Genomic DNA, 22,512 nt, shown 5'->3' on the forward strand with positions numbered 1-22,512 from the left:
TTTGATAGTTGCCCCAGCACCAGCGCCATCCGTAATCACGGACTACCCTTTATGCTGGAGCAACGGCCGAATTAAACAACCTGCACCGCCACATCATAATAGTCGATGGTGGGCTGACCGGCAAAATGCGGTTTCATCTTTTGCAGAACACCCTGCAAAAAACCATTAGTCTCGGCTTCGGTTCGGGCTTCAGCCGATTCCCAGAGCGTGACCATCAGACAGCGGTTATTCTCATTGTCGACCAAGAAGCGGCTGTTCAAAAAACCAGCGTGTTCTTTGAGCGCTGGCCCGACTGAATCGCGGAAGTAACTGGTGGCCTCGGTGGCCGCACCGGGCTGAAGCGGAACCTGAACAATGCGTGCATACATGGTAGTAGGGGTTAGCGTTGAAAATAAACGGATCGGGTGTTGGTGAGGGTTTGGTGTTCACCGTGGATCGCAGCCCAAAACTCGTAAAAATTTCGTATCTTTATTCCTCATTAATAAGCTGATAACCGGCTTTTTTTACGACTGAATGATTGCTTATTTAGACGGGTTGCTGACCTACAAAGAGCCAACCTACGTCATCATCGACGTAAACGGCGTGGGCTACTCAGTTCATATATCCATCCAAACCTACGCCACCCTGCCCGGCGGGGGCGACCGGGTCAAATTGTTTATCCACCACCTGTTTCGCGAAGATGCCCAGATACTCTACGGCTTTGCCGTGGCCGATGAAAAGTCGCTGTTTCTGGATTTAATCGGGGTGTCGGGCGTGGGGCCGAACACGGCGTTGGGCATGTTGTCGGCCATGCAGCCCGGCGACCTGCGGCTGGCTATTCTGGGCGAGAATGTTCGCGCCGTGCAGGCTATCAAAGGCATTGGTGCCAAAACAGCCCAGCGAATTATCCTCGAACTGCGCGATAAAATGAAAAAGTCGGGTGTGGTATCGGGCGGACCCACCTATCGCCAGAGCGAAACCAACCCCGTTCGGGAAGAGTCGCTGGCCGCGCTCATGGCCCTGGGCTTTCCCAAAGCCACCGCCGAGAAGAGCGTGGACGATGCGCTCAAGGCCGATGCCACCCTAAGCGTAGAAGACGTTATTCGGCGGGCCTTGCGATAAGCAGGGCATTCCCATACGTCATCAGCCTACCGTTTAAAAAATCTGCTGACTTAGTAGACGATTGGCCTGATTTTGGCCGTTTGAAAGAAAGACGTACCGTACGCTACCTACTTGAACCTGATAGTCTCCACAATGGTGAACTCCTACGTTGTTCACAGTTTTTCTGCCCTTTGCCATTTCCTCACTACCGTTCGCCGATTTCTGTCTGTTTCGGATGGCTGGCTGGTGCTGGGCGTTTGGCTGGCTGTTGGACTGGGAACCGCTATCGGCCAGGACCAGCCCACGCCAACACCAGCCCGACGCGGACGGACCGGGCAGCGCCAGCAGGTAGCCGCCGATTCGGCCAGGGCGGAGTCGCGCCGACGCGCCACCATGCGGGCCGACTCGGTGAAGCAGGCCGTTAAAGACCGTACCGACAGCATCCGGGCCGTGCGCTCCGCCAACCGCCGACCCACCGTCAACTGGCCCGACCGCCGGGCTACCCGCTTTTCGGAGCGGACCTCGCAGTCGCCATTTATTCTGCGCGATCCCAAAGGCGTTTCGACCGATTTTCGGCTTGGTCCCGATGGGCGCATTGCCGTCACGGAACGGGTTCGGTCGGGCGTGTCGCTGTCGGGAGCACCCGCTCTCAATAACGTGCAGGGCAATTCTGGCAATGTACCCGCTCCTCAGCCGGGTGTGCCTGCCTTGCCGGACGCAACACCGGCTGGTACGCCGATACCTGGTCTGGCCCTGCCGCCCTCCCAGTTTGGAATGCCTTACCGACCGGCCGAAACGATCCCGTATTCGACCTATAACCGGCTTCAAAATCAGCGCGTTGAGCAGAACCTGTGGCGTGAGTTCGGTGCCCGGCGCGACGGACAGAGTGCGGTGAGCGGGCGTGGTCTGATTCCGAAACTGGAACTGCCGCCCATTGTCGACCGGCTGTTTGGGGGTAGCACCGTCGATTTTAAGCCAAACGGCTTCGTAACGCTCGATTTTGGTTATCTCTACCAGTTTCTCGACAGCCCGGTTATTCCAGTTCGGCAGCGTCGGCAGGGGAATTTTCTGTTCAACGAGCAGATCAGTATCAATTTCAACGGCAAAGTTGGCGAGCGGTTAGGCGTATTGGCCAACTTCGATACGAAAGCCAGTTTCAACTTTGAAAATGCCCTCAAAGTGAACTACAAGCCGGGCGGAGGACTGCCGGGCCTGGGCACGGGACAGGGTTTGCCGAACTTGCCCAGTGCACCCAATCTGCCGGGCGTGAACGGCCAAACGCCGGGCCTGCCGGGTTTCACCCCTCAGAACGAAAGTATTTTGCAGGGGCTGGAAGTGGGTAACATCAACTGGGCCGTTAACAGTCAGTTGATTCCGGGTGTGCAGAATCTGTTTGGCATAAAAACCCAACTGCGTTTCGGTAAACTCAACGCCACGGCGGTGGTATCGCAGCAGCGCTCGCGCAAGAGCGAGATTACCCTGCGGGGTGGCACCTCGAACCGGCCGTTCGAGATTCGGGCCGATCAGTACGACGAGAACCGACACTTCTTTCTATCGCAGTTTTTCCGTTCCATCTACGAAGGCTCCCTCAGGTCGCTGCCGCAGGTAACGTCGGGCGTGAACGTGACGCGCATTGAAGTGTACGTTACCAACCGGACCAACACGACCGAGACGCTACGCAACTTAGCCGGTTTTCAGGACCTGGGCGAAGGCAATCCGTACGCTCAGGCGAACCCGACGTTGCTGCCTTTCCAGCGTAACAACCGAACCCCCGCCGACAACCGGGCCAACGGTTTGTATGATAAGCTGATCAGCAACCCGTCCAATCCATTCCGGCAGGTCGACCGGGCGTCGGAAGTGCTGACAACGACGTATGGTCTCACCAAAGGCACCGACTTCGATTTGCTGCGGGGAGCCAAGCGTCTGACCGAGCGGGAGTTTAAACTACAACCCGAACTTGGCTATATTTCGTTGGTGACACCCCTGCGCAACGACGAGATTCTGGCTGTTTCCTACGAGTACACCTATCAGGGCCGACGGTACAAAGTCGGCGAACTGACGGAAGATTATCAGGCCCGCGACGACGACGAGGTGCTGGTGCTGAAGTTGCTGAAATCGGCCACGCTGCGCAACAATCTCCAGTTGCCGATGTGGAATCTGATGATGAAAAACATCTACTCGCTCAACACGGCGCAGATAACCCGGCAAGGGTTTCAACTCCGCATTGTGTATAAAGATGACCTGACGGGTGTCGACAATCCAAACCTACAGGAAAGTTCGTTGCGCAACGTTCCGTTGGTACAGGTCTTTAACATGGACCGGCTCAACCAGCAGTTAGACGCGCAGCCGGACGGCAATTTCGATTTCGTCGAGAACATCACCGTCGACAGTCGCTACGGGAAAATTATCTTTCCGGTGCTGGAACCGTTTGGTTCGTATCTGAACAGTAAATTCGGGCCGGGAGATGATGGGTCGATCCGGGCCAAGTACCTATTCAACGAACTCTACCGCACTACGCTGGCCGACGCGCAGCAGATTGCCGACAAGAACAAGTTTTTCCTGCGGGGGGCGTTCCAGTCGGGCAACGGGGCCGAGGTTCAACTGCCCTACGGCGTCAACGAGCAGTCGGTGACGGTGACAGCGGGGGGCGTACCGCTCTCGCCCGGCACCGACTACGTGCTTGAAGCCCAAACCGGACGGCTGCGCATTATCAACGAAAGCGTGACTAACTCGGGCCGCGAAATCAAGATCAGCTACGAGCAGCCCGACCTGTTCCAAAACCAGATCAGGACGCTGATTGGCACGCGGTTAGATTACGCCCTTAGCCGCGACGTTAGCTTAGGGTTGACGGCCATGCACATGAAGGAAACCCCCGCCGGGTTCCTGACCCGCGTGGCCATCGGTAATGAGCCTGTCAACAATACCATTCTTGGTTTGAGCGCCAACATCCGCAAAGACGCGCCCGGTCTGACGCGGCTGCTGGACGCCCTGCCGATGCTACAAACTAAGGAACCATCCACGGTTCAGTTCAACGCCGAAGTGGCGCAACTCTTCCCCGGCACCAATCCCCGCGCCCGCAACGACAGTTACTTAGATGATTTCGAGGCTGCCCGGACCATCTTCGACCTGACGCGCCAACCCACGCGCTGGCGTTTGGGAGCCACGCCCCAGCAGTTTCCGCAGGGCACGTTCCAGAATCCGCTGGAGTTCGCCTACAACCGGGCCCAAATCTCGGTTTATTCGGTCGATCCAAGTTTGTACACGCCCGGTAGCCAGGGTGTTACATCCAATGTGGACCCCGATGAGGTGAAAGGGTATGCGTACGAGCGGTTCTTCCTGCCGCAGGATTTGTTTCCGGGCCGCTCGACGCGGGTCGTGCAGTTGCCCGAGAGCATCTTAGACGTGTCGTACTTTCCGGCTGAACGGGGGATGTATAATTACAACCCGAACCTGAACGCCGACGGTACGCTCCCCAATCCCCGGCGCAACTTCGGATCCGTGACGCGGGCCATCGCGTCGGACATCGACTTCGACAACGCCAACATCGAAAATATCACGTTCTGGCTGATGGACCCGTTCGTTAAGGGACGGTTCGGTACGGTGCGGGGCAGTGCGGACGACAGCAAAAACACGCCGAACACCACGGGGGGCAAGCTGGTCTTTAACCTCGGCGACATTTCGGAAGACGTTATCAAGGACGGCCGGTACACATTCGAGAATGGCTTCCCGGCCGACGGCGACACTATGGGAGTCAATTCACGTAACGGTGGTACCGAACCCACTATTTGGGGCCGGGCACCCCGGCAGCAGTTCGTGACGAATGCGTTCCAGAGTGGTGGGCGCGAGAATCAGGACATTGGGTTGGAAGGGCTCAGGAATGATGCGGAAACAACGCGTTTCCAGCCGTACCTGAACGCCGTGCGGGCGCGGGTAACCGACCCCAACGTGCTGGAAGACATTACGCAGGACCCCTCCGGTGACGACTTCCGGTTCTACCTCGGCGACGAAGCCGACCGGCAGAAGTACATCGTGGCGCGGTACAAGCGGTATATGGGTATGGAGAACAACTCGCCCGAAAACACCTCGACTAATGCGTTTTTGACGCCCGCATCCACCACGCTGCCCGACATTGAAGACCTCAACATCGACAATACGGTCAACGACAACGAAGCGTACTATGAATACGAAATAGACCTCCGGCCGGACAGACTCGACGTTGGCCAGAACAAGTACATTGTCGACAAAGTAGTGGTGCCACCGGCCGACGGTGTTGGAGTGCCGGTGACCTGGTATCAGTTCAGGATTCCGGTGCGGGAGCCGCTGCGTAAAGTGGGCAGCATCAATGGGTTCAAGTCGATTCGGTTTGCCCGGATGTACCTGACCGATTTTGAGCAGCCGGTGGTGCTCCGGTTCGCGCAGTTGCAGATGGAAGCCAACCAGTATCGGAAGTACCTCGGCGATTTGAACCAGCGCGGACTACAGGAAGTCCCCGAACCCTACGATGCCGATTTCACCGTGTCGACGGTCAACATCGAAGAGAACAGTCAGCAGCAGGTGTCCCCAACGGGCGGTGGCAAATATGTATATTCAGTGCCACCGGGCTACGTCCGGGACCGCGATTTCACGCAGGTTAACCAGGTAGAACTTAACGAGCAGTCGATGCGGCTGAGCGTTACCAACCTGCGCGACGGAGACTCACGCGGGGCGTTCCGCAACACCAACATCGACCTGCAGTTTCGGGAGCGCATCAAAATGTTCATTCACATGCACAACACCGACAACGAAAGCGGGCAGGTGGGTGCCTTTGTGCGGCTCGGAACGGACTACACGGAGAATTACTACGAAATCGAAATTGGGGAGTTAGTCGCTACGGCCGATGGGAACCGGACACCGGAAGAAGTTTGGCCAGCCGCCAACGAACTCGACCTCGCATTATCTGAACTCATTAACCTGAAAGCGGAGCGTAACCGGAACTTCACCCGCCGGTCATCGCTGCCGTACACAATCACGTCGGCGAACGGACGGTATCGGCTGACGGTGGTGGGCAACCCGGATCTGAGTTCGGTGCAGTCGATTATGATTGGGGTGCGCAACCCGAAATCGTCCGACGAGCGGCCCAAAACGTTTACGATCTGGGTCAACGAACTGCGTGCCAACGGCTACGATCAGCAGGCGGGTGTGGCCGGTATTGCCGCGCTGAACATGAAATTAGCCGACCTCGCCACCGTTACGGCCTCGGGCCGCATCACCACGTTTGGCTTTGGGGGTGTGCAGACCAAAATTGGCGAACGCGCCCGTGAAACGACATCGGAGTTCGGCGTTTCGTCGGCCATTGCCATCGACAAGTTTTTGCCCGAGAAGTGGGGGTTCCGCATTCCGCTTTACGTCAACTACGACACCCGGAACGTGGACCCGCATTTCAATCCCCTTGACCCCGACACCCCACTGGAAACGTCGCTGACGACGCTGTCGGAAGGAGCCGAGCGTGACCGATACCGGAAGTTAGTGCAGGACAACACCACGCGCCGGGGTTACAACTTCTCGAACGTGCGGAAGGTGAAAACCAATCCGAGCGCCAAAGCGCACTTCTGGGACTTCGAGAACCTGGCGTTTACGTACGCCTTCAACGATACCAAGCGCACCAATATCCTGACCGACGAATACCTGCAGCAGCAGTACCGGGGCGGCATTGCGTACACGTTCGGCGCTCAGCCGAAAGCGTTTGAGCCGTTCCGCAACAAGGCCAGTTTCGATGCGCCGTACCTGCGGTGGCTCAAAGATTTTAACCTCACGCTGCTGCCGTCGTTAGTGTCGATACGGACCGATATGGACCGGAGTTTCATTAAAACCCAGCTTCGCAGCTCGGATTTAACGACCGACGGGATTACCCCGCAGTACGAAAAATATTTCCTGTTCAACCGCTATTACGACCTGACCTGGAACCTGACGCGAAGTTTAGTGCTGACCTACCGGGCGCAGGCCAACTCGATCATCGACGAACCGGCGGGCGACATCAACACCCAGTCCAAGCGCGACTCCATCGTGAACAGCATTCGGAATCTGGGCCGGATGAAAAATTTCGTGCAGGACATTCGGGCGACGTACCGCCTGCCATTAGACAAAATTCCGCTGCTCGACTGGCTGGCCGCCGACGCCATTTACGGCATTGGCTACCAGTTTCAGGCCAACTCGTTCGGTATTGCCGACACGCTGGGCGTACCGTTCGGCAATATCTTGCGCAACAACCGCGAACGGGGCATTACGGGACGGGTGGATTTGATTCGGCTGTACAACAAAATCCGGTACCTGCGCTTTGTTAATACGCCCGCGCCGGTACGCAAGAATTTTGCCCGCAACCCCGGCGACGTGGAAGACATTGTGCGGGGCGAAAGCAAGATCCTGAAAAACTTCACGCGGGCGTTGCTGACGGTGCGGGGCATCAACTTCTCATACACGGTGCAGGAGTCGACCATTTTGCCGGGCTTTTTGCCGACGCCGAGGTTCTTCGGCTTAGACGAAAACAACGCGCCGGGTCTGGGTTTCGTGCTGGGCAGTCAGAACCGGTCCATCCAGTACAAAGCTGCCGAGCGCGGCTGGCTAACGCCGAGTACGGTGCTCAACACGGCTTTCCAGCAGAACCTGACCAAAAAATTTAACGCCCGAACGACGCTGGAGCCGTTTAAGGATTTTAGAATGCAGGTCGAATGGCGGCTCGACCGGACCGATGCCTACCAGGAGTATTTCCGGCCTGGTGCGCAGGGCGGGCCGTTTGAGACCCAGTCGCCGGTGCGCAACGGGCAGTTTTCGATGTCGTTCTGGTCGTTCCGTACGGCGTTCGTTGGCTTGCGGGGGGATAACTCGTCGCCCCTGTTCGACCGTTTTGAAAGCTACCGTCAATTCTTTATCAACAAGTTGACGCAGTCGAACCCAGAAAAGGGTGGAGGCTACAACAAAACCTCGCAGGACGTGCTGATTCCGGCCTTCTTTGCGGCTTACAGCGGGCAGGACTCGGCGAAATTGGACAAGACAAAACTGAATCCGTTCTTCAATTTCCCACTGCCTAACTGGCGCATCGACTACAACGGCTTGTCAGGCTTAGCGTTTATCCGAAACCGATTTAGTGCGTTTACGGTTACGCACAGCTACACGTCGAACTACAGCGTTGGCAACTTCATCTCGAACTTGGAATATGGCGCGGCTTACGTCAATCTGGCCGTGCAGGGCTATCCAATGGCCAACCGAATTAATCAGCAGGGGCAGTTTGTGCCGGTGTTTGCGATGAGCACTATTACCATGTCGGAGAAGTTTGCGCCGATGCTGGGCGTTCAATTTCAGACCAAGAACCGCATTACTGGTCGGCTGGAATACAACCAAAGCCGCGACGTTGCCCTAAGCCTGTCGAACTCGCAGGTGGCCGAACTGACCAACAAGGACCTGACGGCGTCGGTGGGCTTCACGCGGCAGAACGTCCGGATTCCGTTCCGCATTAACGGCGCGTATAAGAAACTGAAAAACGATTTGACGTTCTCCTGCAACCTGACCCTGCGCGACACGCGGGCCATTCAGCGTAAATTAGACGATGAGTACATCATTACGGCCGGGAACGTGAACTTTCAACTCCGCCCGCAAGTGAGTTACATCGTTAGCCGCCGACTCAATTTCAATCTGTACTTCGACCGCACCTTCAACGACCCGCTCGTGTCGAATTCGTTCCGACGCGCCACGACGGCGGGTGGGGTGCAGGTAAAATTCAATCTGGCGGAGTAAGGCGGTACGAATCAACGGTCGTCCGGTTAGGTTGGCAAGTGCCCGAACCCAAACCGGGCGACCGTTTGTTTGCCGATCTGACAACCGGTACGTTTGTGGCATTAGACAGCAACAACGATGGAAACGTAGAACGAAGTGAAACCCAACGGTTGCGGCTTGGCGACAGGGTATCAACAACGAATTTTTTGGCTAGCAAACAGGCCGATGTTCACCGTTCATCAGCAGTCATCACCGTCGGATGAAATTAGGACCTGCTTTCGCCCGACCGGGTAACACAACGCCCCAGATTACGTTGGTAGTAAAAATAGGAACAGCGTTGTGAAAACAAGTCGATTGGTGGGATGTATGGTGGGGATAGCCTTGGCGGTGTCGTCGGCGTGGGCACAGCCGCAGACCGTGCCCCGATACGCTCAGCGTGGTGTCGGTCGGTTTATCTACCAAACACTCAACGATACCTCGTCGGCGGCTTCGTCGCGGGTGCTGGTTTTCCCGACGGCGGGGTTTTCGCCCGAAACGAGCCTGGAGCTTGGCGTCCGGGTCTTCTCATTGTATTTCGCTAAAAATGATACGACCGTCAACCGGCTCAGCGAACTGGTTCTCTACGGGTTCGTAACGTTGCGGGGGCAGTTCGGCGCTCAGCTTGAGAACGCGCTCTACACCGACAAAAACAAGTATTACCTGCTGGGCCGGGCGCGGTATCAGCAGTTTCCCCTGCTCTTCTACGGTGTCGGCCCCAACTCGAAACCGGATAACCCAGCGTTAGTGAATTCTAATTTCGTGCAGGTTCGGCAGCGGGCACTGCGGCAGATCATCGGAAATTTGTATGGGGGAGCCGAAGTCGACTTTCAAAGCCTGCACCGGGTGTCGTTTGAGGAGGTCGATCCTAACTCGTTCGACTTGCCGTTGGGTGGGGCGGGTTCAACTTCGTTCGAATTGGGTGGAGCGCTGGTGTACGACGACCGGAGAAACGTGCTGAACGTCAGGAGAGGGGCTTTCCTCGAAACAGCCGTGCTGCGGAACCTACCCCTCGGAAATGATTTTCAATTCAGTCGAATCTTGTTTGATGGCCGGATTTACCGGCCGCTGGGACGTCGAAACCGAGTGCTGGCGCTTCAGGCAACGGGCACGTTCATGCGGGGCGACGTGCCGTTTAACAACCTGGCGCTGCTGGGAGGTGAAAGCACGATGCGTGGTTATTACCTCGGTCGATACCGCGACAAAAACCTGCTGGCGGCCCAGGCCGAACTGCGCTGGCTGCCGTTTGGTTTCAGCAAACGCTGGGGTGGTACGCTCTTTGGCAGCTTGGGGACCGTGGCACCCACCGTCAGCCAGTTGCAACTCAACCAGGTGCGGTGGGCGGCCGGGGGTGGCGTTCGGTTTTTGTTCTTCCAGAAAAAAGACGTTTACCTGCGGGCCGACCTGGGCGTCACCCGCGAAGGCACCGGCCTGTATTTTTCGCTCGGCGAAGCGTTCTGACGTTCGTCACCAATTGAGGGGGCAACCTCTTTCGAAGCCATACGACTAACAATGTCGCTCGCTGACGGGTTGACCTACTGAAACCGCAACTACCAACTTATGAAATATAACCAACTCGGCAACACGGGTGTGCTGGTATCAGAAATCTGCCTCGGTACGATGACCTTCGGTGGTAACGGCTACTGGAAGGTCATGGGCGAACTTCAGCAGGACCCCGTCAACGACATTATTAAAACGGCCGTCGACAACGGCGTTAACTTCATCGACACCGCCAACGTGTACTCCTTCGGGCAGTCAGAAACGCTGTTGGGTCAGTCGCTGAAAACGCTGGGTCTGTCCCGCAATGAACTCATTATTGCCACCAAAGTGCGCGGCCGGATGGGAGAAGGCAAAAATCAGGTTGGCTTAGGTCGTTTGCAAATCATGCAGCAGATTGAAGACAGTCTGAAACGCCTGCAAACAGACCATGTCGATTTGTACCAGATTCATGGCTTTGATTCCATGACACCGTTGGAGGAAACCATGCGCGGGCTGGAAGACGTGGTCAGAAGTGGTAAAGTGCGCTACCTCGGCTGCTCAAATCTGGCGGCCTGGCAAGTAATGAAAGCCAACGGCATTGCCGAGAAGAACGGCTGGACCAAGTTCGTGTCGACCCAAAATTATTATTCCATCGCCGGGCGAGACCTCGAAAACGAGATCGTTCCGATGGTGCAGGACCAGCAGATGGGTATCCTGCCGTGGAGTCCGCTGGCGGGTGGATTTCTGTCGGGCAAGTACACCCGCACTAACAAACCCGAAGACGGATCGCGTCGGCTGAACTTCGATTTTCCGCCCGTCAACCAGGAGCGGTCTTATGACATTATCGAAGCGATGGAACCCATTGCTCAAGACCATGGGGTATCGGTAGCCCGAATTGCACTGGCGTGGGTGCTGGCCAAACCCGCCGTAACGAGTGTTATCATCGGGGCTAAAAACACCGATCAGCTCATGGATAACATCAAAGCCGCCGATCTCAGCCTGACCACCGAACAGCTTGACGCCTTAGACCAAGTCAGCGCGATGCCCAAGCCGTATCCGCAATGGATGATTGAGCGACAGGGTGGCGACCGGCTGGGACCATCGAACTTTGCGCCAAAACCGGTGGCGGAGATGAAATGAGCTTTGGGTGTTGTAGAACGGGTGTGTATCCTGGTCGTCGGTATGCCGCATCACCAGGATACACACTCGTTCTACAACACCCGGCCTGGTGAAGTGCCGTTTTGGCGGGACGAACGGCCCATGAGCCGGAGGGAAGCCCGCACATACTCGGTAGCGGTCTGGCGGATCAGGTCGGGGTCGTAAAGTCCTATGAACCGGCCCCGGTGCTCGTAGGCAGCCGTTTCGCCGGTCAACAGGTCGTAGGTGCCGCAGGGGAGGAGGTCGTGCTCTTCATACCCCCAGAACAGAAAATCGATGGCATCGGTCAGGTCCTCGAATCCAACCGCATGACACGTATCGAGTTGAATGAAAACGGCCATAAATCGCATACCGCCCCATACGCTAAAAATGGTGATGGGGTTGCGTTGCTCTGCTAAATAATCAGCGCATGCCTGTTTCTGGGCTACAGGGTATTTAATGCCGTATGGTCAATCTCAAACAGCGCTCTCAACATCCGCCCGAACTCGTCCTGCCAGGGTGCCGTCACCGTAATTTCTTCCGCCGAAACAGGATGTCGAAACTGAATTTGTCGGGCGTGAAGCAGCATCGTGTTCATGCCAAAACGCTCCAAAAACAGCTTGTTCTGCTTGTTGCAGCCGTGGGGCCTGTCGCCGATGATGGGATGCAGGATGTGGGCCATGTGTTTGCGCAACTGATGCATCCGGCCAGTGGTGGGCGTTAATTCGACTAATGAGTAGCGGGAAGAGGGGTGCTTGCCAAGCGGCATGTCGACCTCTGCACGTCGAAGCGTTTTCAGCAACGTAAACGCATTCTGTAAAACGCCCGGTCCGTCGTCGCGTCGGAGCGGGTAGTCAATGGCCTGCTCATCGGGCGTGTAGCCACGTACGATGGCAAGGTAGGTCTTGGCAACGTGTCCGTCCATGAACTGCTGCTGCATGGCGGCATTCATGGCTTCGTTAAGCGCAAACAGCAGCACCCCGCCCGTTTTGCGGTCGAGCCGATGAACGGGATACACCCGCTGCCCCAACTGATCGCGCAGTAACTGCACGGCAAACTCACTCGCGTCAGCCGCCATCGGCGACCGGTGGACCAGCAGACCGTGCGGTTTGTTAATGGCCACTAAATCAGTGGATTGGTAAAGAATAGGTACTGGGTTGGCCACGGATAAATTACGCCGGAAAGCCCGAACTTGCTTTCACTTCTTCGATTTGCTTGCGATGGCGTTCGCCGTGGGAAGCCAACAGCAGAATGGCCTGGTAGGCATCGAGCCAGCCGAGTGCAATGTGCCTGAAATAATGCGTCCGCAGATCATCGGTCACCGTGTGCACGTAAGAGATGACAGCGTCACGCTGTTGGTCGAAGTCATCCAGAGCCGCGCTTACCGAGTTAAACCGGCCCGTCGGCACAAACGGGTCGGGAGAGGGCAGCGTCACGGACCGGCTCCGAACGGCTTTGATCACGTCCACGTCCGAATACTTAATTTCGGTGCGTTTCTCCGGGTTTGCCGGGTAAGCCATGCCTTTCTGAATGGCCGCGAAAATGCCACGTTCAATCAGGGCAATGTGTTCGACGCACTCAGCAACGGACCAGCGATCAGCACCGGATTTATAACTAAGCTGGGCGTTGGTCAGGCCCGCGAGCGATTGATGCAGCGCGTCTTTGGTTGCCTTAAGCGCGTCGATGGCATAAGCCCGTTCCTGATCGGTAACGGGGCCGGTGACCGGCGCAGATTGTAGATTCTCCATGTATTCGTTCCGTGGGCTGAGAGTAGGCGTAAAGGTACAACCACCTGACTGCTACTACTGCTTTTTGAACGGCATGAATAGCGTCGCTTACTTACGATTCGCAAGCTGCTTCATGGCCTCTTCCAACTGAGCTTGTCTGCGCTTGACCGTTTCTAAATCCTGCGCCTGCTGCTGGTTGATTTTCTTCAGTTGAATTGTGTAGAGCGTCAACTCCTCTATTTTCTCTAACAGTTTGGCGTCCATTTTGGCTGCATCGACGCCCTGCTCAACTACCTCTTTGGCCGAGGGTACGCCCGGTAAATGTCGATTGATGTTGATGTATAGCTCGACCTCGGCTAATGACCGCAGCTTGTAGGCAGGTTCAAAAACAGTGTCCGACCAGTCAGCTACGTTACGTACCCGCAGGCGACCCGTTGGCGTCAACACCACCCTGCCGGTAGCATCTACTGTAAGTACATTATCGGCCACCGCCAACTGAGCAGGGCTTTCGGCGGTCAAGCGGCTAAGCCGAAGTCCCGATTCATGATCGGTTCCACTATTAACGTCTAAGCGAGCGGTGGGCGCTGACGTGCCAATGCCCACGTCGGCATTATTGCCCAGGATCAGCGCGTTGCTGGCTGTAACGCGGGCATTTGCGCCAACAGCGGTGGCGTTCATTAAATTTATACCGATACCCGTGGCGTTAGCACCAATCAGTGTATTATCGGTGCCCTCCTCGCTCTGTAGTCCCGTGCCCGTTCCAATACCAATGTTGCGGCTCCCCCGCTGATTGCGTCCACCCGCGTTGTAGCCCATATACACGTTGTCCGAACCGGTCGTGTTTACCTGGCCAATTTGATAGCCCACAAACGTATTCCGATTACCAACTGTATTGGGAGAACCCGCCTGGAACCCAACAAATGTATTCTGGCTACCCGATGTTGTACCCTGACCGGCCTGGTAACCAAGAAATGTATTGGCACTACCTCCGCTGGTTGTACTGGCTGTTGGACCAACAAACAACGTTATGTTGTTCGCATCTGACTGCATACTTAGCGGTTTTGCTTCGGGGGTAATAATCTGCTGAGCATAACCCGTGGTGAATGTTGTCAATAACAGGATGATAAAGTCTACTTTCATGATGGTTATCGATATTTTATACTAATATACTATATCGGTAACATAAATTAAAAATATTGATGAATTTTTGATTTACGGTAAGTAAAAAATAGTAATAGTAGCAATAAATGCTTAGGAAATGCACTATTTTTAGTAAACACGGCATTAGATCTGAGTGCGAAGCGACCGACCGTCTACGGGGCCATGAGCTAAGCCCGTATTCACTGAAATTTTTATCAACAGGTAAGGTGTGCTCTTACCATAGCGTCGATTCCGTTAAGAAAGGCTGGGTAATTGTTACGGCGAAGAACTATTAAGACTGGTAGATGAATACGCCTGAGCACTGACTTGTCAGCGGGCTATCTCAATTTTGTACTTTTTACCTTTCATTTTCTCGTCCCTGACTTTAGCCAGCAACGGCTTAACCTTCTCCCGTTTCACGGCCACAAACGACATGAAATCCTGCACCTCGATCCGCCCTACATCGCCTTTGTCGAGCTGGCCTTTTTGGGAGAAGAAGCCCACAATATCCACTTTGTTAAGTTTGCTTTTCCGGCCCCCACTGACGTAGAGCGTGACGAACTCCGGCGGGTTGGGCAGGGTGAACGGGTTGTCGGCTGGCAGAAGCAGCTCTTCCATTGATTCGGGCAGGAAGTCGGGGCGGAGTTCGTCGCGGTGCAAAATCACGTAAGCTGTGCCGGTGCGGTGCATCCGGGCAGTCCGGCCGTTGCGGTGGATGAACTCGTGCTCCTTTTGCGGCAGATGGTAATGAATCACGTGCTTCATTTCGGGAATGTCCAGCCCGCGAGCCGCCAGATCGGTCGTCACTAAATACGTCACGCTACCATTGCGAAATTGAATCAGGGCACGTTCGCGGTCGGACTGCTCCAAACCTCCGTGATACACTGTCGAGTAAATGCCACGTTCGTTCAGCAATTGGCTGGTGCGTTCGGCAGCTTCGCGGTGATTCAGGAAAATGAGCGCAGCTTCGGAATTCAATGAACATACTAAGCGAAACAGCGTGTCGATTTTGTCGGGTGATTCGGAATAAACCACCTTCATCGTCAGCGCAGACGGGCTGTCTTCGTCGGCCGTGAAGGTCAGCGTGACGGGCGCGTGGAGCCGGACGAAGTCAGGGATGCTGACGTCCGACGTAGCCGACACCAACACCCGTTTCCTGAGGTTGGGCAGATTACGGACGATAAACGCCATTTCGTCGTGGAAGCCGAGCGTCAGCGATTTGTCAAATTCATCGAGCACCAGCGTATGGATGCCATCCAGCGCAAACGACCGGCGTTCGATGTGGTCGCAGATGCGGCCGGGTGTGCCAATGAGCAGCGCAGGTGGGTTACTCAGGTTGTTAATCTCCGTTTCGACCGAATGCCCACCGTAGCACACGTTCACCTTATAGCCGGTCGCCATCTTTTTCCAGACCTGCTCAATCTGCATCGCTAACTCGCGCGACGGAGCCAGAACAAGGCACTGCACGCCTGAGCGACCCAGCTTGAGTAGTTCCAGAACGGGCAACAGAAACGCCACCGTCTTGCCCGACCCGGTGGGCGCGATCAGGAACGTGTCATTGTCCTGCCGGATGGCGTTCTGCGCGGCCTCCTGCATCGGGTTCAGGGCTGTAATGCCCAGATTGGCCAGGATTTGCGCGGGTTGTAAATCGGATATCATGGCGCAAAGGTACGGCTTATGGATTAACCGTACCTTTGTGGCTTATTACGATGCCAATTGCCATGACGTTCGACGAACTGAATCTGAATAAACCCCTGCTCAATGCGCTGAGTGATTTGGGCTACACAACACCGACGATTATTCAGGAACGGGTGTTTGCGGTGGCCATGTCGGGGCGCGACGTGTGCGGCATTGCGCAGACGGGCACCGGCAAAACCATTGCTTATTTGTTGCCCTGTCTGCGGCTGTTTCAGTTTTCTACCACCCGAATTCCGCAAGTGCTCATCATCGTGCCGACGCGGGAATTGGTGGTGCAGGTGGTGGAAACGGTCCGGGCGCTGACGGTTCACATGAACGTGCTGACGGTGGGTGTGTATGGGGGCGTGAACCTGAAACCACAAGCCGCCGAGGTGCAGCAGGGTGCCGACGTGCTGGTGGCAACGCCCGGCCGGTTGGTCGATTTGCTGATGAGCGGGGCCGTGAAGTCGAAAGCCATCAAACGACTCATCATCGACGAAGTCGATGAGATGCTTAACCTCGGATTCCGTACCCAACTGAAGACGATTCTGGACTTGCTGCCGCCTAAACGGCAAAATCTGCTGTTTTCGGCAACCCTTACCGACGAGGTGTCGGCGTTGATGGATACGTTTTTTACAAACCCCGTTCGGGTGGAGGCCGCGCCCGTGGGCACCCCGCTGGAAACCATCGATCAACGGGCTTACCAGGTGCCTAACTTTTACACGAAGGTGAATCTGCTGAATTTTCTGCTGCGCCAGAATGCTGAGATGACAAAAGTGCTCGTCTTTGTGGCCACCAAGCAGTTGGCTAATCAGTTATATGATGAACTGACCGGTGATTTTGCCGAGCAGGTTGGCGTTATCCACTCCAACAAAGCGCAGAACCAACGCTTCGACGCGGTCAATCAGTTCAAAGCCGGAACGTACCGAATTCTGATCGCGACCGACATCATTGCCCGTGGCTTAGACGTGGCCGAAGTGTCGCACGTAATCAATTTCGACCTGCCCGAGGTCGCTGAAAATTACATTCACCGCATTGGTCGCACCGGCCGGGCCGACAAAAGCGGCATTGCCATATCGTTCATTACCGAGCGCGAAACGGAACAGCAAACGGCCATTGAGCACCTGATGCAATACAAAGTTCCGATGCTGCCGTTGCCCGAGAACCTTGTCATTTCCGATGAACTGACCGAGGACGAACAGCCGAAAATACACATGAAAATTGTTGAGCCGAAAGCACCTAAACGGGAGGACATCGGCCCGGCGTTTCACGAGAAAGCGCTCAAAAATCAGAAAGTAAACGTCCGGCGCGACCATGCCGCCGAGAAAATGCTCAAGTACGGCCGACCCATTAAACGAAGCGGCAAAAAATAAGTAACAAGCTCATGTCTTTTAAATCTCTGGGCCTGTCCCAGCCGCTGGTAGATGCCGTAACCGAACTGCACTACGCAAAACCGTACCCCATTCAGCAGGACGCCATTCCGGCCATTTTGCAGGGGAAAGATATTCTGGGCATCGCCAAAACCGGGTCAGGAAAGACCGCCAGTTTTGTGCTGCCCATTCTGGAACTGTTTCACCGGACAAAAACCGTTACGACGAAACGCGTTAGTGTGTTGGTGCTGGTGCCGACGCGCGAGTTGGCCGCTCAGGTAGCAGAGGTATTCCAAACGTTTAGTGCTGCGCTGACGGCTCCGGTTAAGACGGTGGCGGTCTACGGCGGGGTGGCTATCAACCCGCAGATGGTGGCGGTCTACGGGGCTGAAATTGTAGTGGCCACGCCGGGCCGACTCCTGGATTTGGTGGCGTCTAACGCCCTGCGCCTGTCGGATGTTGAGATTCTGGTGCTCGACGAAGCCGACAAAATGCTGGATCTGGGCTTCGCCGACGAGATGGATCAGGTGTTCGACCTGTTGCCGGGTAGACGACAGACCATTTTATTTTCGGCTACACTGGGCGATGCCATTCAGGATATTAATCAGAACCTGCTGCGGAACCCGGTCAAGATTGAGGTAATCGAGGAAACGGAGCATCTGGAGTTGATTAAACAAACGGCGTATCGCGTCGATGCGGAGCGCAAGGGGCCGTTGCTGCGTTACCTGATTAAGTCGGGTAAAATGCAGCAGGTGCTGGTGTTCGTTTCATCGGTACGAACAGCCGATAATGTGGTGGTGAAGCTTACCAAAAACGGCATCCGGGCGGCTTCGATTCACAGCAAAAAAACGCAGGGTGCCCGCACGGATGCCCTCGCCCAGTTCAAAGCGGGGAAGCTGCCTGTGCTGGTCGCTACTGACCTGATGTCGCGGGGCATCGACATTCAGTTTCTGCCCTATGTCATCAACTTTGAGCTGCCCCGTTCGCCGAAAGATTACATCCACCGGATTGGCCGGACGGGCCGCGCGGAATCTCCTGGCGAAGCTATCTCGCTTATCATACCTGATGATGAGCATCACTTCAAAATCATCCAGAAAAAGATGGGCAAGCGGGTCGAGATGATCGACACGACTGAAATCGACCTGAGCGGCTATTAACCCCATTCTGGCTTCCGCCAACGCTCAATCACCAAACTCAAACATCGTTCCCGTCGTATGTGTTGATAGACGCCCGCAACAGAACCGGACCGACTCGTACATCGCACATAAAATGATTCTCTCGCGCTTCCTTTGGCAAATTCCTGCCGCCCTGATTACCGGGATAGTTTTTCTTTTTTTAGTCCTGATCGCCAATGAATGCGCGGTTGCCCGACCCAGCAAACGGACAAAAAACATATACTATGTAGCCGCCACGTCGCCCGATTTCAGCGCTGACCGGCATGTGCTCGACGTGTATCAGCCCAGGAAAAAATCGAGAAATTTACATCCCGTGATCGTTTTTATCCACGGCGGTAACTGGGACAGCGGTAATAAAAATCTGTACAGCTTCATCGGGCGCAGGCTGGCCAAGCAGGGGGTTGTCGCCGTCATTATCAATTACCGGCTTGCGCCTGATGTGGTTGTTCCCTGCATGGCCGACGATGCTGCCCGCGCCGTCCTATGGACTACCCGGAACATCGTCAATTTTGGGGGCGATCCAGCCCGAATTTTCACGATGGGTCATTCAGCCGGTGGCGGATTGGCTGCGCTGCTGGCCACCAAAGACGAACTGTTTACGAAACTTGGCCTGGGCCGTAATCCCGTTAAAGGCGCTATTCTTGATGATGCGGCCGGGCTGGATATGTACGACTATTTACAAAAAATGGAGTACGCCAACGACCAGCAATACTTAGTGCCATTCGGAAATGACCCGGCCGTTTGGCGGTCTGTATCGCCCATGTACTTCGTTGGAAAAACCAGCCCGCCGATGCTGCTCTACACGGGCGGCCGGACGTATCCCAGCATCACCAACAGCACCGCTAAGTTTGATAAGAAGCTTCAGGAGTTTGGCGTGACTCACACCTACTCGGTGTTGCCGGACAAGAAACACGTGGGGATGGCAACGCAGTTGTACTGGAAGAAAAACGTCATTTACCGCGATCTGCTCAAATTCGTGGGGGCGTAGCGTCGGTACTCAGAAAGTAAAACCGGGTATTGGCCGTCTTACGTCTAACAAACGTATATCGACTCGTGCTGGAATGACCTACACCACCGCCTTGCCCGCCCTTCTCTTACTGGGAGCCGCCATTATCACTCTGCCCGTATTGAGCCAGAGTACCCCGCCGAAAGCCAACGACTCCACCACGCCCCTGCACCTGCTGAAACCCGATTACCCGGTGCCCTACGGTCAGCCCAGCGTGGCCGACGTGACAAAGGTGCTGAGCCGGGTTCATGGGTATCTGAACGAGGTGACGCCAATGCAGGTAGTTGACCGGCAGACGAGCCAGACGATTACCGACTTCACGAGGTTTAACCCCAACGCCATTATCAAACCCGGCGATTATCGACTGACGAGTTACGAATGGGGCGTTACCTACACGGGTATGCTGCGGGCGGGCGAGGCTACCGGCGACCCGCGCTACGCCGACTACACCAACCAGCGGCTCACGTTTCTGGCTAATCTGATTCCGTATTTTCAGGCGCCGGTCAACGCCGACCCAACCGCCAATACCGGTACCGCACCGGCCGGTACGCCAGAGCGTCCCCTGCGGCAAATGCTGGCCCCCCACGCCCTCGACGATGCCGGGGCCATGTGTGCGGCCATGATTCAGGCCAGCCGGGGTGGGGGTGTTAAGGTTGATCTGCGTCCGCAAATTGACACCTACATCGATTACATCACCAAAAAAGAACACCGCTTGGCCGATGGTACACTGGCCCGCAACCGGCCCCAGCCCAACACGCTCTGGCTCGACGATCTGTTTATGGCCGTACCCGCACTGGCGCAGATGGGCAGGCTGACCGGCGACGCTAAATACTACGATGAAGCCGTGAAACAGGTGCTACAGTTTTCCCAGCGCATGTTTAATCGGCAAAAAGGACTGTACATGCACGGCTGGGTCGAAGGCATGAGCGATCACCCCGAGTTTCACTGGGCGCGGGCCAACGGCTGGGCCATCATGACCAAGGTGGAGTTGCTGGACGTGCTGCCCGCCAATCATCCGGGTCGTGCGGCCGTGCTCGACCTGCTGCTGGCCCATGTGCGCGGGTTAGCCGCCTGCCAGTCGGGGTCGGGATTCTGGCACCAGTTGCTCGACCGCAACGACTCGTACTTAGAAACGTCGGCCACGGCTATTTACGTGTTTTCCATCGCCAGGGCCATTAATCGGGGCTGGATCGACGGGCTGGCCTACGCGCCCATGACGCTGCTGGGCTGGAACGCCGTATCGACCAAAGTGACCGACAAAGGGCAGGTCGAAGGGACCTGCGTTGGGACCGGCATGGGCTTCGACCCGGCGTTTTATTACCACCGTCCCATTAACATCTATGCCGCCCATAGCTACGGCCCGGTGCTGCTGGCCGGTGCCGAAGTGATTAATTTGTTGAAAGGCAAAGCGTTTGAGATCAACGACAGTTCGCTGCAACTGACGCAGAAGCGGTGACAACAGACTTTAGACAAGGTTCTTTCCCGGTAACGGAAACATTCCCATCGCCCGCCGGGTTATCGCCCAAGTTTGCCGACGACTCAATCGGTGGCTGTTCAACTTACGTTTTTTATGGCAGATCATATCAGAACGGCGCTCATCACGGGCGGTTCAAAAGGCATTGGTTACGGCGTGGCCGAAGTACTCATCAACCAAGGTGTGAAGGTTGCGATCACCAGCCGCTCATCGGTGGCGGCTGAGTTGGCTGCGGCCAAATTAAACGAGATCAAGCCCGGTCACGCGCTGGGTTTGGCCGCCGACGTGCGCGATCTGGCGTCGCAGCAACGCGTGGTCGATACCATCGTTGAGCAGTGGGAGCGCTTAGATTACGTCATTGCCAACGCGGGGGTGGGCCATTTTGCGCCCATTCAGGAGCTAACGCCCGAACAGTGGCAGGAAACCATCGACATCAACCTGACGGGTGTGTTTAACACCGCCAAAGCGACAATAGCCGCCCTGACCCAAACCAAAGGCTATTTTATCACGATTGCGAGTCTGGCCGGGACGAATTTCTTCGAGAAAGGATCGGCCTATAACGCCAGCAAATTTGGACTGGTCGGTTTCACACAGGCCATCATGCTCGACCTCCGCAGCGAAGGCATCAAGGTAAGCACTATTATGCCCGGCTCGGTGGCAACGGAGTTTGGTGACAACGCGGTGAGTGAGAAAGACGCCTGGAAAATTCAGCCCGAAGACATTGGTGAACTGGTGTACGATCTCCTGAAAATGAATCCCCGCACCCTGCCCAGCAAGATTGAGGTACGCCCCACGCGGCCGGGTGGCAAGTAGCCGTCAGGCAAGCCACTTCATCGCTTCTTCGTTACCCTGCTGATGGGCCAGACCCCGCGCCGTCAGTCCCCGGACATCCTGAATGGATTGGTCGGCACCGCGTTCGACGAGCAGTTTCACGATCTGATTCCGACCGAACAGCGTGGCGAACATCAGCGCGGTGCCGCCATTGCCATTCTGAATGTTCAGGTCGGCATCGTAGTCAATCAGCAGTTGGGCGATCTCGGCATAACCCTTAAAACTAACGCCCATCAGGGCCGTATTGCCACTAACGTCCTGCACATCGACATAAGCCCCGGCCTCCAGCAGGAGTTTGGTGGCTTCGGCGTGACCATCGTAGGCGGCAACGACCAGGGGCGTGAAGCCTTTGTCATTTTGCACATTGATGTTCATGCCGTTATCAATCACCTGCTTGAGGTAAGCCGCGTCTCCCCGGCGGGCGGCATCAAAGAGCAAATCTTCAGGTTGAGCAGAGTAAAAAGACATGGATTGTTGAGGTTGCGTTCTGGTCAATTTATAGCAGTTACCAATCTAATAACTGAAAAGCGATCAGCTCGTTCAGGCTATTTCGTTTCTACTCATCCGCACGTTTTTCCGTTCAGCCAAAAACGCGATTAAAAAAAACACGAAATGCCTTATGTTTAAGCCAAAC

General features: G+C 55.8%; 16 protein-coding genes. 9 read left to right on the forward strand and 7 right to left on the reverse strand.

Going from position 1 to position 22,512, the window contains the following annotated elements:
- Window positions 1-71: 71 nt before the first annotated feature.
- The gene (locus tag ACYVHB_RS15430; RefSeq protein WP_461052654.1) at window positions 72-368 is read right to left on the reverse strand and encodes an antibiotic biosynthesis monooxygenase family protein; all 297 of its coding nucleotides are present in this window, start codon (window positions 366-368) and stop codon (window positions 72-74) included.
- Between the two features lie 145 nt (window positions 369-513).
- Between ACYVHB_RS15430 and ruvA the strand changes: the two genes are divergently transcribed.
- The 4 genes from ruvA (at window position 514) to ACYVHB_RS15450 (ending at window position 11,481) form a co-directional block, all read left to right on the forward strand.
- Window positions 514-1,101 (forward strand): Holliday junction branch migration protein RuvA, encoded by a 588-nt coding sequence (gene ruvA, locus ACYVHB_RS15435; RefSeq protein WP_461052655.1) that lies wholly within the window; start codon window positions 514-516, stop codon window positions 1,099-1,101.
- A gap of 132 nt (window positions 1,102-1,233) precedes the next feature.
- Window positions 1,234-8,847, forward strand: coding sequence for a T9SS outer membrane translocon Sov/SprA (sov, locus tag ACYVHB_RS15440; RefSeq protein WP_461052920.1), 7,614 nt, complete (start codon window positions 1,234-1,236; stop codon window positions 8,845-8,847).
- A gap of 318 nt (window positions 8,848-9,165) precedes the next feature.
- Complete coding sequence (locus tag ACYVHB_RS15445) at window positions 9,166-10,323, forward strand: BamA/TamA family outer membrane protein (protein ID WP_461052656.1); 1,158 nt, start codon at window positions 9,166-9,168, stop codon at window positions 10,321-10,323.
- A 99-nt stretch (window positions 10,324-10,422) separates the two neighbouring features.
- Window positions 10,423-11,481 carry an aldo/keto reductase gene (locus ACYVHB_RS15450; RefSeq protein WP_461052657.1) on the forward strand — a complete coding sequence of 353 codons (1,059 nt, stop codon included), beginning with the start codon at window positions 10,423-10,425 and terminating at the stop codon, window positions 11,479-11,481.
- 71 nt (window positions 11,482-11,552) lie between these two features.
- Here ACYVHB_RS15450 and ACYVHB_RS15455 read toward each other — a convergent pair whose 3' ends face one another.
- The 5 genes from ACYVHB_RS15455 to ACYVHB_RS15475 all read right to left on the reverse strand — a co-directional run bounded on the left by ACYVHB_RS15455 (window position 11,553) and on the right by ACYVHB_RS15475 (window position 16,004).
- Window positions 11,553-11,840, reverse strand: a complete 288-nt coding sequence (locus tag ACYVHB_RS15455; protein WP_461052658.1) for a hypothetical protein — start codon at window positions 11,838-11,840, stop codon at window positions 11,553-11,555.
- Between the two features lie 83 nt (window positions 11,841-11,923).
- A complete protein-coding gene (locus ACYVHB_RS15460; protein WP_461052659.1) occupies window positions 11,924-12,601 on the reverse strand; it encodes a pseudouridine synthase in 678 nt (225 codons plus the stop codon).
- 49 nt (window positions 12,602-12,650) lie between these two features.
- On the reverse strand, window positions 12,651-13,226 hold the full coding sequence (locus ACYVHB_RS15465) for a DinB family protein (RefSeq protein WP_461052660.1): 576 nt from the start codon (window positions 13,224-13,226) through the stop codon (window positions 12,651-12,653).
- 87 nt (window positions 13,227-13,313) lie between these two features.
- Window positions 13,314-14,345: a hypothetical protein gene (locus tag ACYVHB_RS15470; RefSeq protein WP_461052661.1), complete on the reverse strand. Its 1,032-nt coding sequence runs from the start codon at window positions 14,343-14,345 to the stop codon at window positions 13,314-13,316.
- 330 nt (window positions 14,346-14,675) lie between these two features.
- Entirely contained in the window at window positions 14,676-16,004 is a 1,329-nt protein-coding gene (locus tag ACYVHB_RS15475) for a DEAD/DEAH box helicase (protein WP_461052662.1), read from the reverse strand.
- 62 nt (window positions 16,005-16,066) lie between these two features.
- Here ACYVHB_RS15475 and ACYVHB_RS15480 point away from each other — a divergent pair, with 62 nt between their 5' ends.
- The 5 genes from ACYVHB_RS15480 (at window position 16,067) to ACYVHB_RS15500 (ending at window position 21,860) form a co-directional block, all read left to right on the forward strand.
- Window positions 16,067-17,395, forward strand: coding sequence for a DEAD/DEAH box helicase (locus ACYVHB_RS15480; RefSeq protein WP_461052663.1), 1,329 nt, complete (start codon window positions 16,067-16,069; stop codon window positions 17,393-17,395).
- An 11-nt stretch (window positions 17,396-17,406) separates the two neighbouring features.
- Window positions 17,407-18,549 (forward strand): DEAD/DEAH box helicase, encoded by a 1,143-nt coding sequence (locus ACYVHB_RS15485; protein WP_461052664.1) that lies wholly within the window; start codon window positions 17,407-17,409, stop codon window positions 18,547-18,549.
- Window positions 18,550-18,661: 112 nt separating this feature from the next.
- Complete coding sequence (locus ACYVHB_RS15490) at window positions 18,662-19,555, forward strand: alpha/beta hydrolase (RefSeq protein ID WP_461052665.1); 894 nt, start codon at window positions 18,662-18,664, stop codon at window positions 19,553-19,555.
- A gap of 73 nt (window positions 19,556-19,628) precedes the next feature.
- Window positions 19,629-21,029 carry a glycoside hydrolase family 88/105 protein gene (locus ACYVHB_RS15495; RefSeq protein WP_461052666.1) on the forward strand — a complete coding sequence of 467 codons (1,401 nt, stop codon included), beginning with the start codon at window positions 19,629-19,631 and terminating at the stop codon, window positions 21,027-21,029.
- 114 nt (window positions 21,030-21,143) lie between these two features.
- Window positions 21,144-21,860, forward strand: a complete 717-nt coding sequence (locus ACYVHB_RS15500; protein WP_461052667.1) for an SDR family oxidoreductase — start codon at window positions 21,144-21,146, stop codon at window positions 21,858-21,860.
- Window positions 21,861-21,863: 3 nt separating this feature from the next.
- On the opposite strand, the gene ACYVHB_RS15505 is transcribed toward ACYVHB_RS15500, so the two are convergent.
- Window positions 21,864-22,346, reverse strand: coding sequence for an ankyrin repeat domain-containing protein (locus ACYVHB_RS15505; protein ID WP_461052668.1), 483 nt, complete (start codon window positions 22,344-22,346; stop codon window positions 21,864-21,866).
- Between the last annotated feature and the right edge of the window lie 166 nt (window positions 22,347-22,512).

It is taken from the genome of Spirosoma arcticum (assembly GCF_054779955.1).

What these genes read in the sequence shown, in the direction of transcription:
- ACYVHB_RS15450 (WP_461052657.1), top strand. Translation starts at nt 10,423, where the DNA reads ATGAAATATAACCAACTCGGCAACACGGGTGTGCTGGTATCAGAAATC.
- ruvA (WP_461052655.1), top strand. Translation starts at nt 514, where the DNA reads ATGATTGCTTATTTAGACGGGTTGCTGACCTACAAAGAGCCAACCTAC.
- ACYVHB_RS15475 (WP_461052662.1), bottom strand. Translation starts at nt 16,004, where the DNA reads ATGATATCCGATTTACAACCCGCGCAAATCCTGGCCAATCTGGGCATT.
- ACYVHB_RS15465 (WP_461052660.1), bottom strand. Translation starts at nt 13,226, where the DNA reads ATGGAGAATCTACAATCTGCGCCGGTCACCGGCCCCGTTACCGATCAG.
- ACYVHB_RS15490 (WP_461052665.1), top strand. Translation starts at nt 18,662, where the DNA reads ATGATTCTCTCGCGCTTCCTTTGGCAAATTCCTGCCGCCCTGATTACC.
- ACYVHB_RS15470 (WP_461052661.1), bottom strand. Translation starts at nt 14,345, where the DNA reads ATGAAAGTAGACTTTATCATCCTGTTATTGACAACATTCACCACGGGT.
- ACYVHB_RS15500 (WP_461052667.1), top strand. Translation starts at nt 21,144, where the DNA reads ATGGCAGATCATATCAGAACGGCGCTCATCACGGGCGGTTCAAAAGGC.
- ACYVHB_RS15455 (WP_461052658.1), bottom strand. Translation starts at nt 11,840, where the DNA reads ATGGCCGTTTTCATTCAACTCGATACGTGTCATGCGGTTGGATTCGAG.
- ACYVHB_RS15430 (WP_461052654.1), bottom strand. Translation starts at nt 368, where the DNA reads ATGTATGCACGCATTGTTCAGGTTCCGCTTCAGCCCGGTGCGGCCACC.
- ACYVHB_RS15495 (WP_461052666.1), top strand. Translation starts at nt 19,629, where the DNA reads ATGACCTACACCACCGCCTTGCCCGCCCTTCTCTTACTGGGAGCCGCC.
- sov (WP_461052920.1), top strand. Translation starts at nt 1,234, where the DNA reads ATGGTGAACTCCTACGTTGTTCACAGTTTTTCTGCCCTTTGCCATTTC.
- ACYVHB_RS15480 (WP_461052663.1), top strand. Translation starts at nt 16,067, where the DNA reads ATGACGTTCGACGAACTGAATCTGAATAAACCCCTGCTCAATGCGCTG.
- ACYVHB_RS15505 (WP_461052668.1), bottom strand. Translation starts at nt 22,346, where the DNA reads ATGTCTTTTTACTCTGCTCAACCTGAAGATTTGCTCTTTGATGCCGCC.
- ACYVHB_RS15485 (WP_461052664.1), top strand. Translation starts at nt 17,407, where the DNA reads ATGTCTTTTAAATCTCTGGGCCTGTCCCAGCCGCTGGTAGATGCCGTA.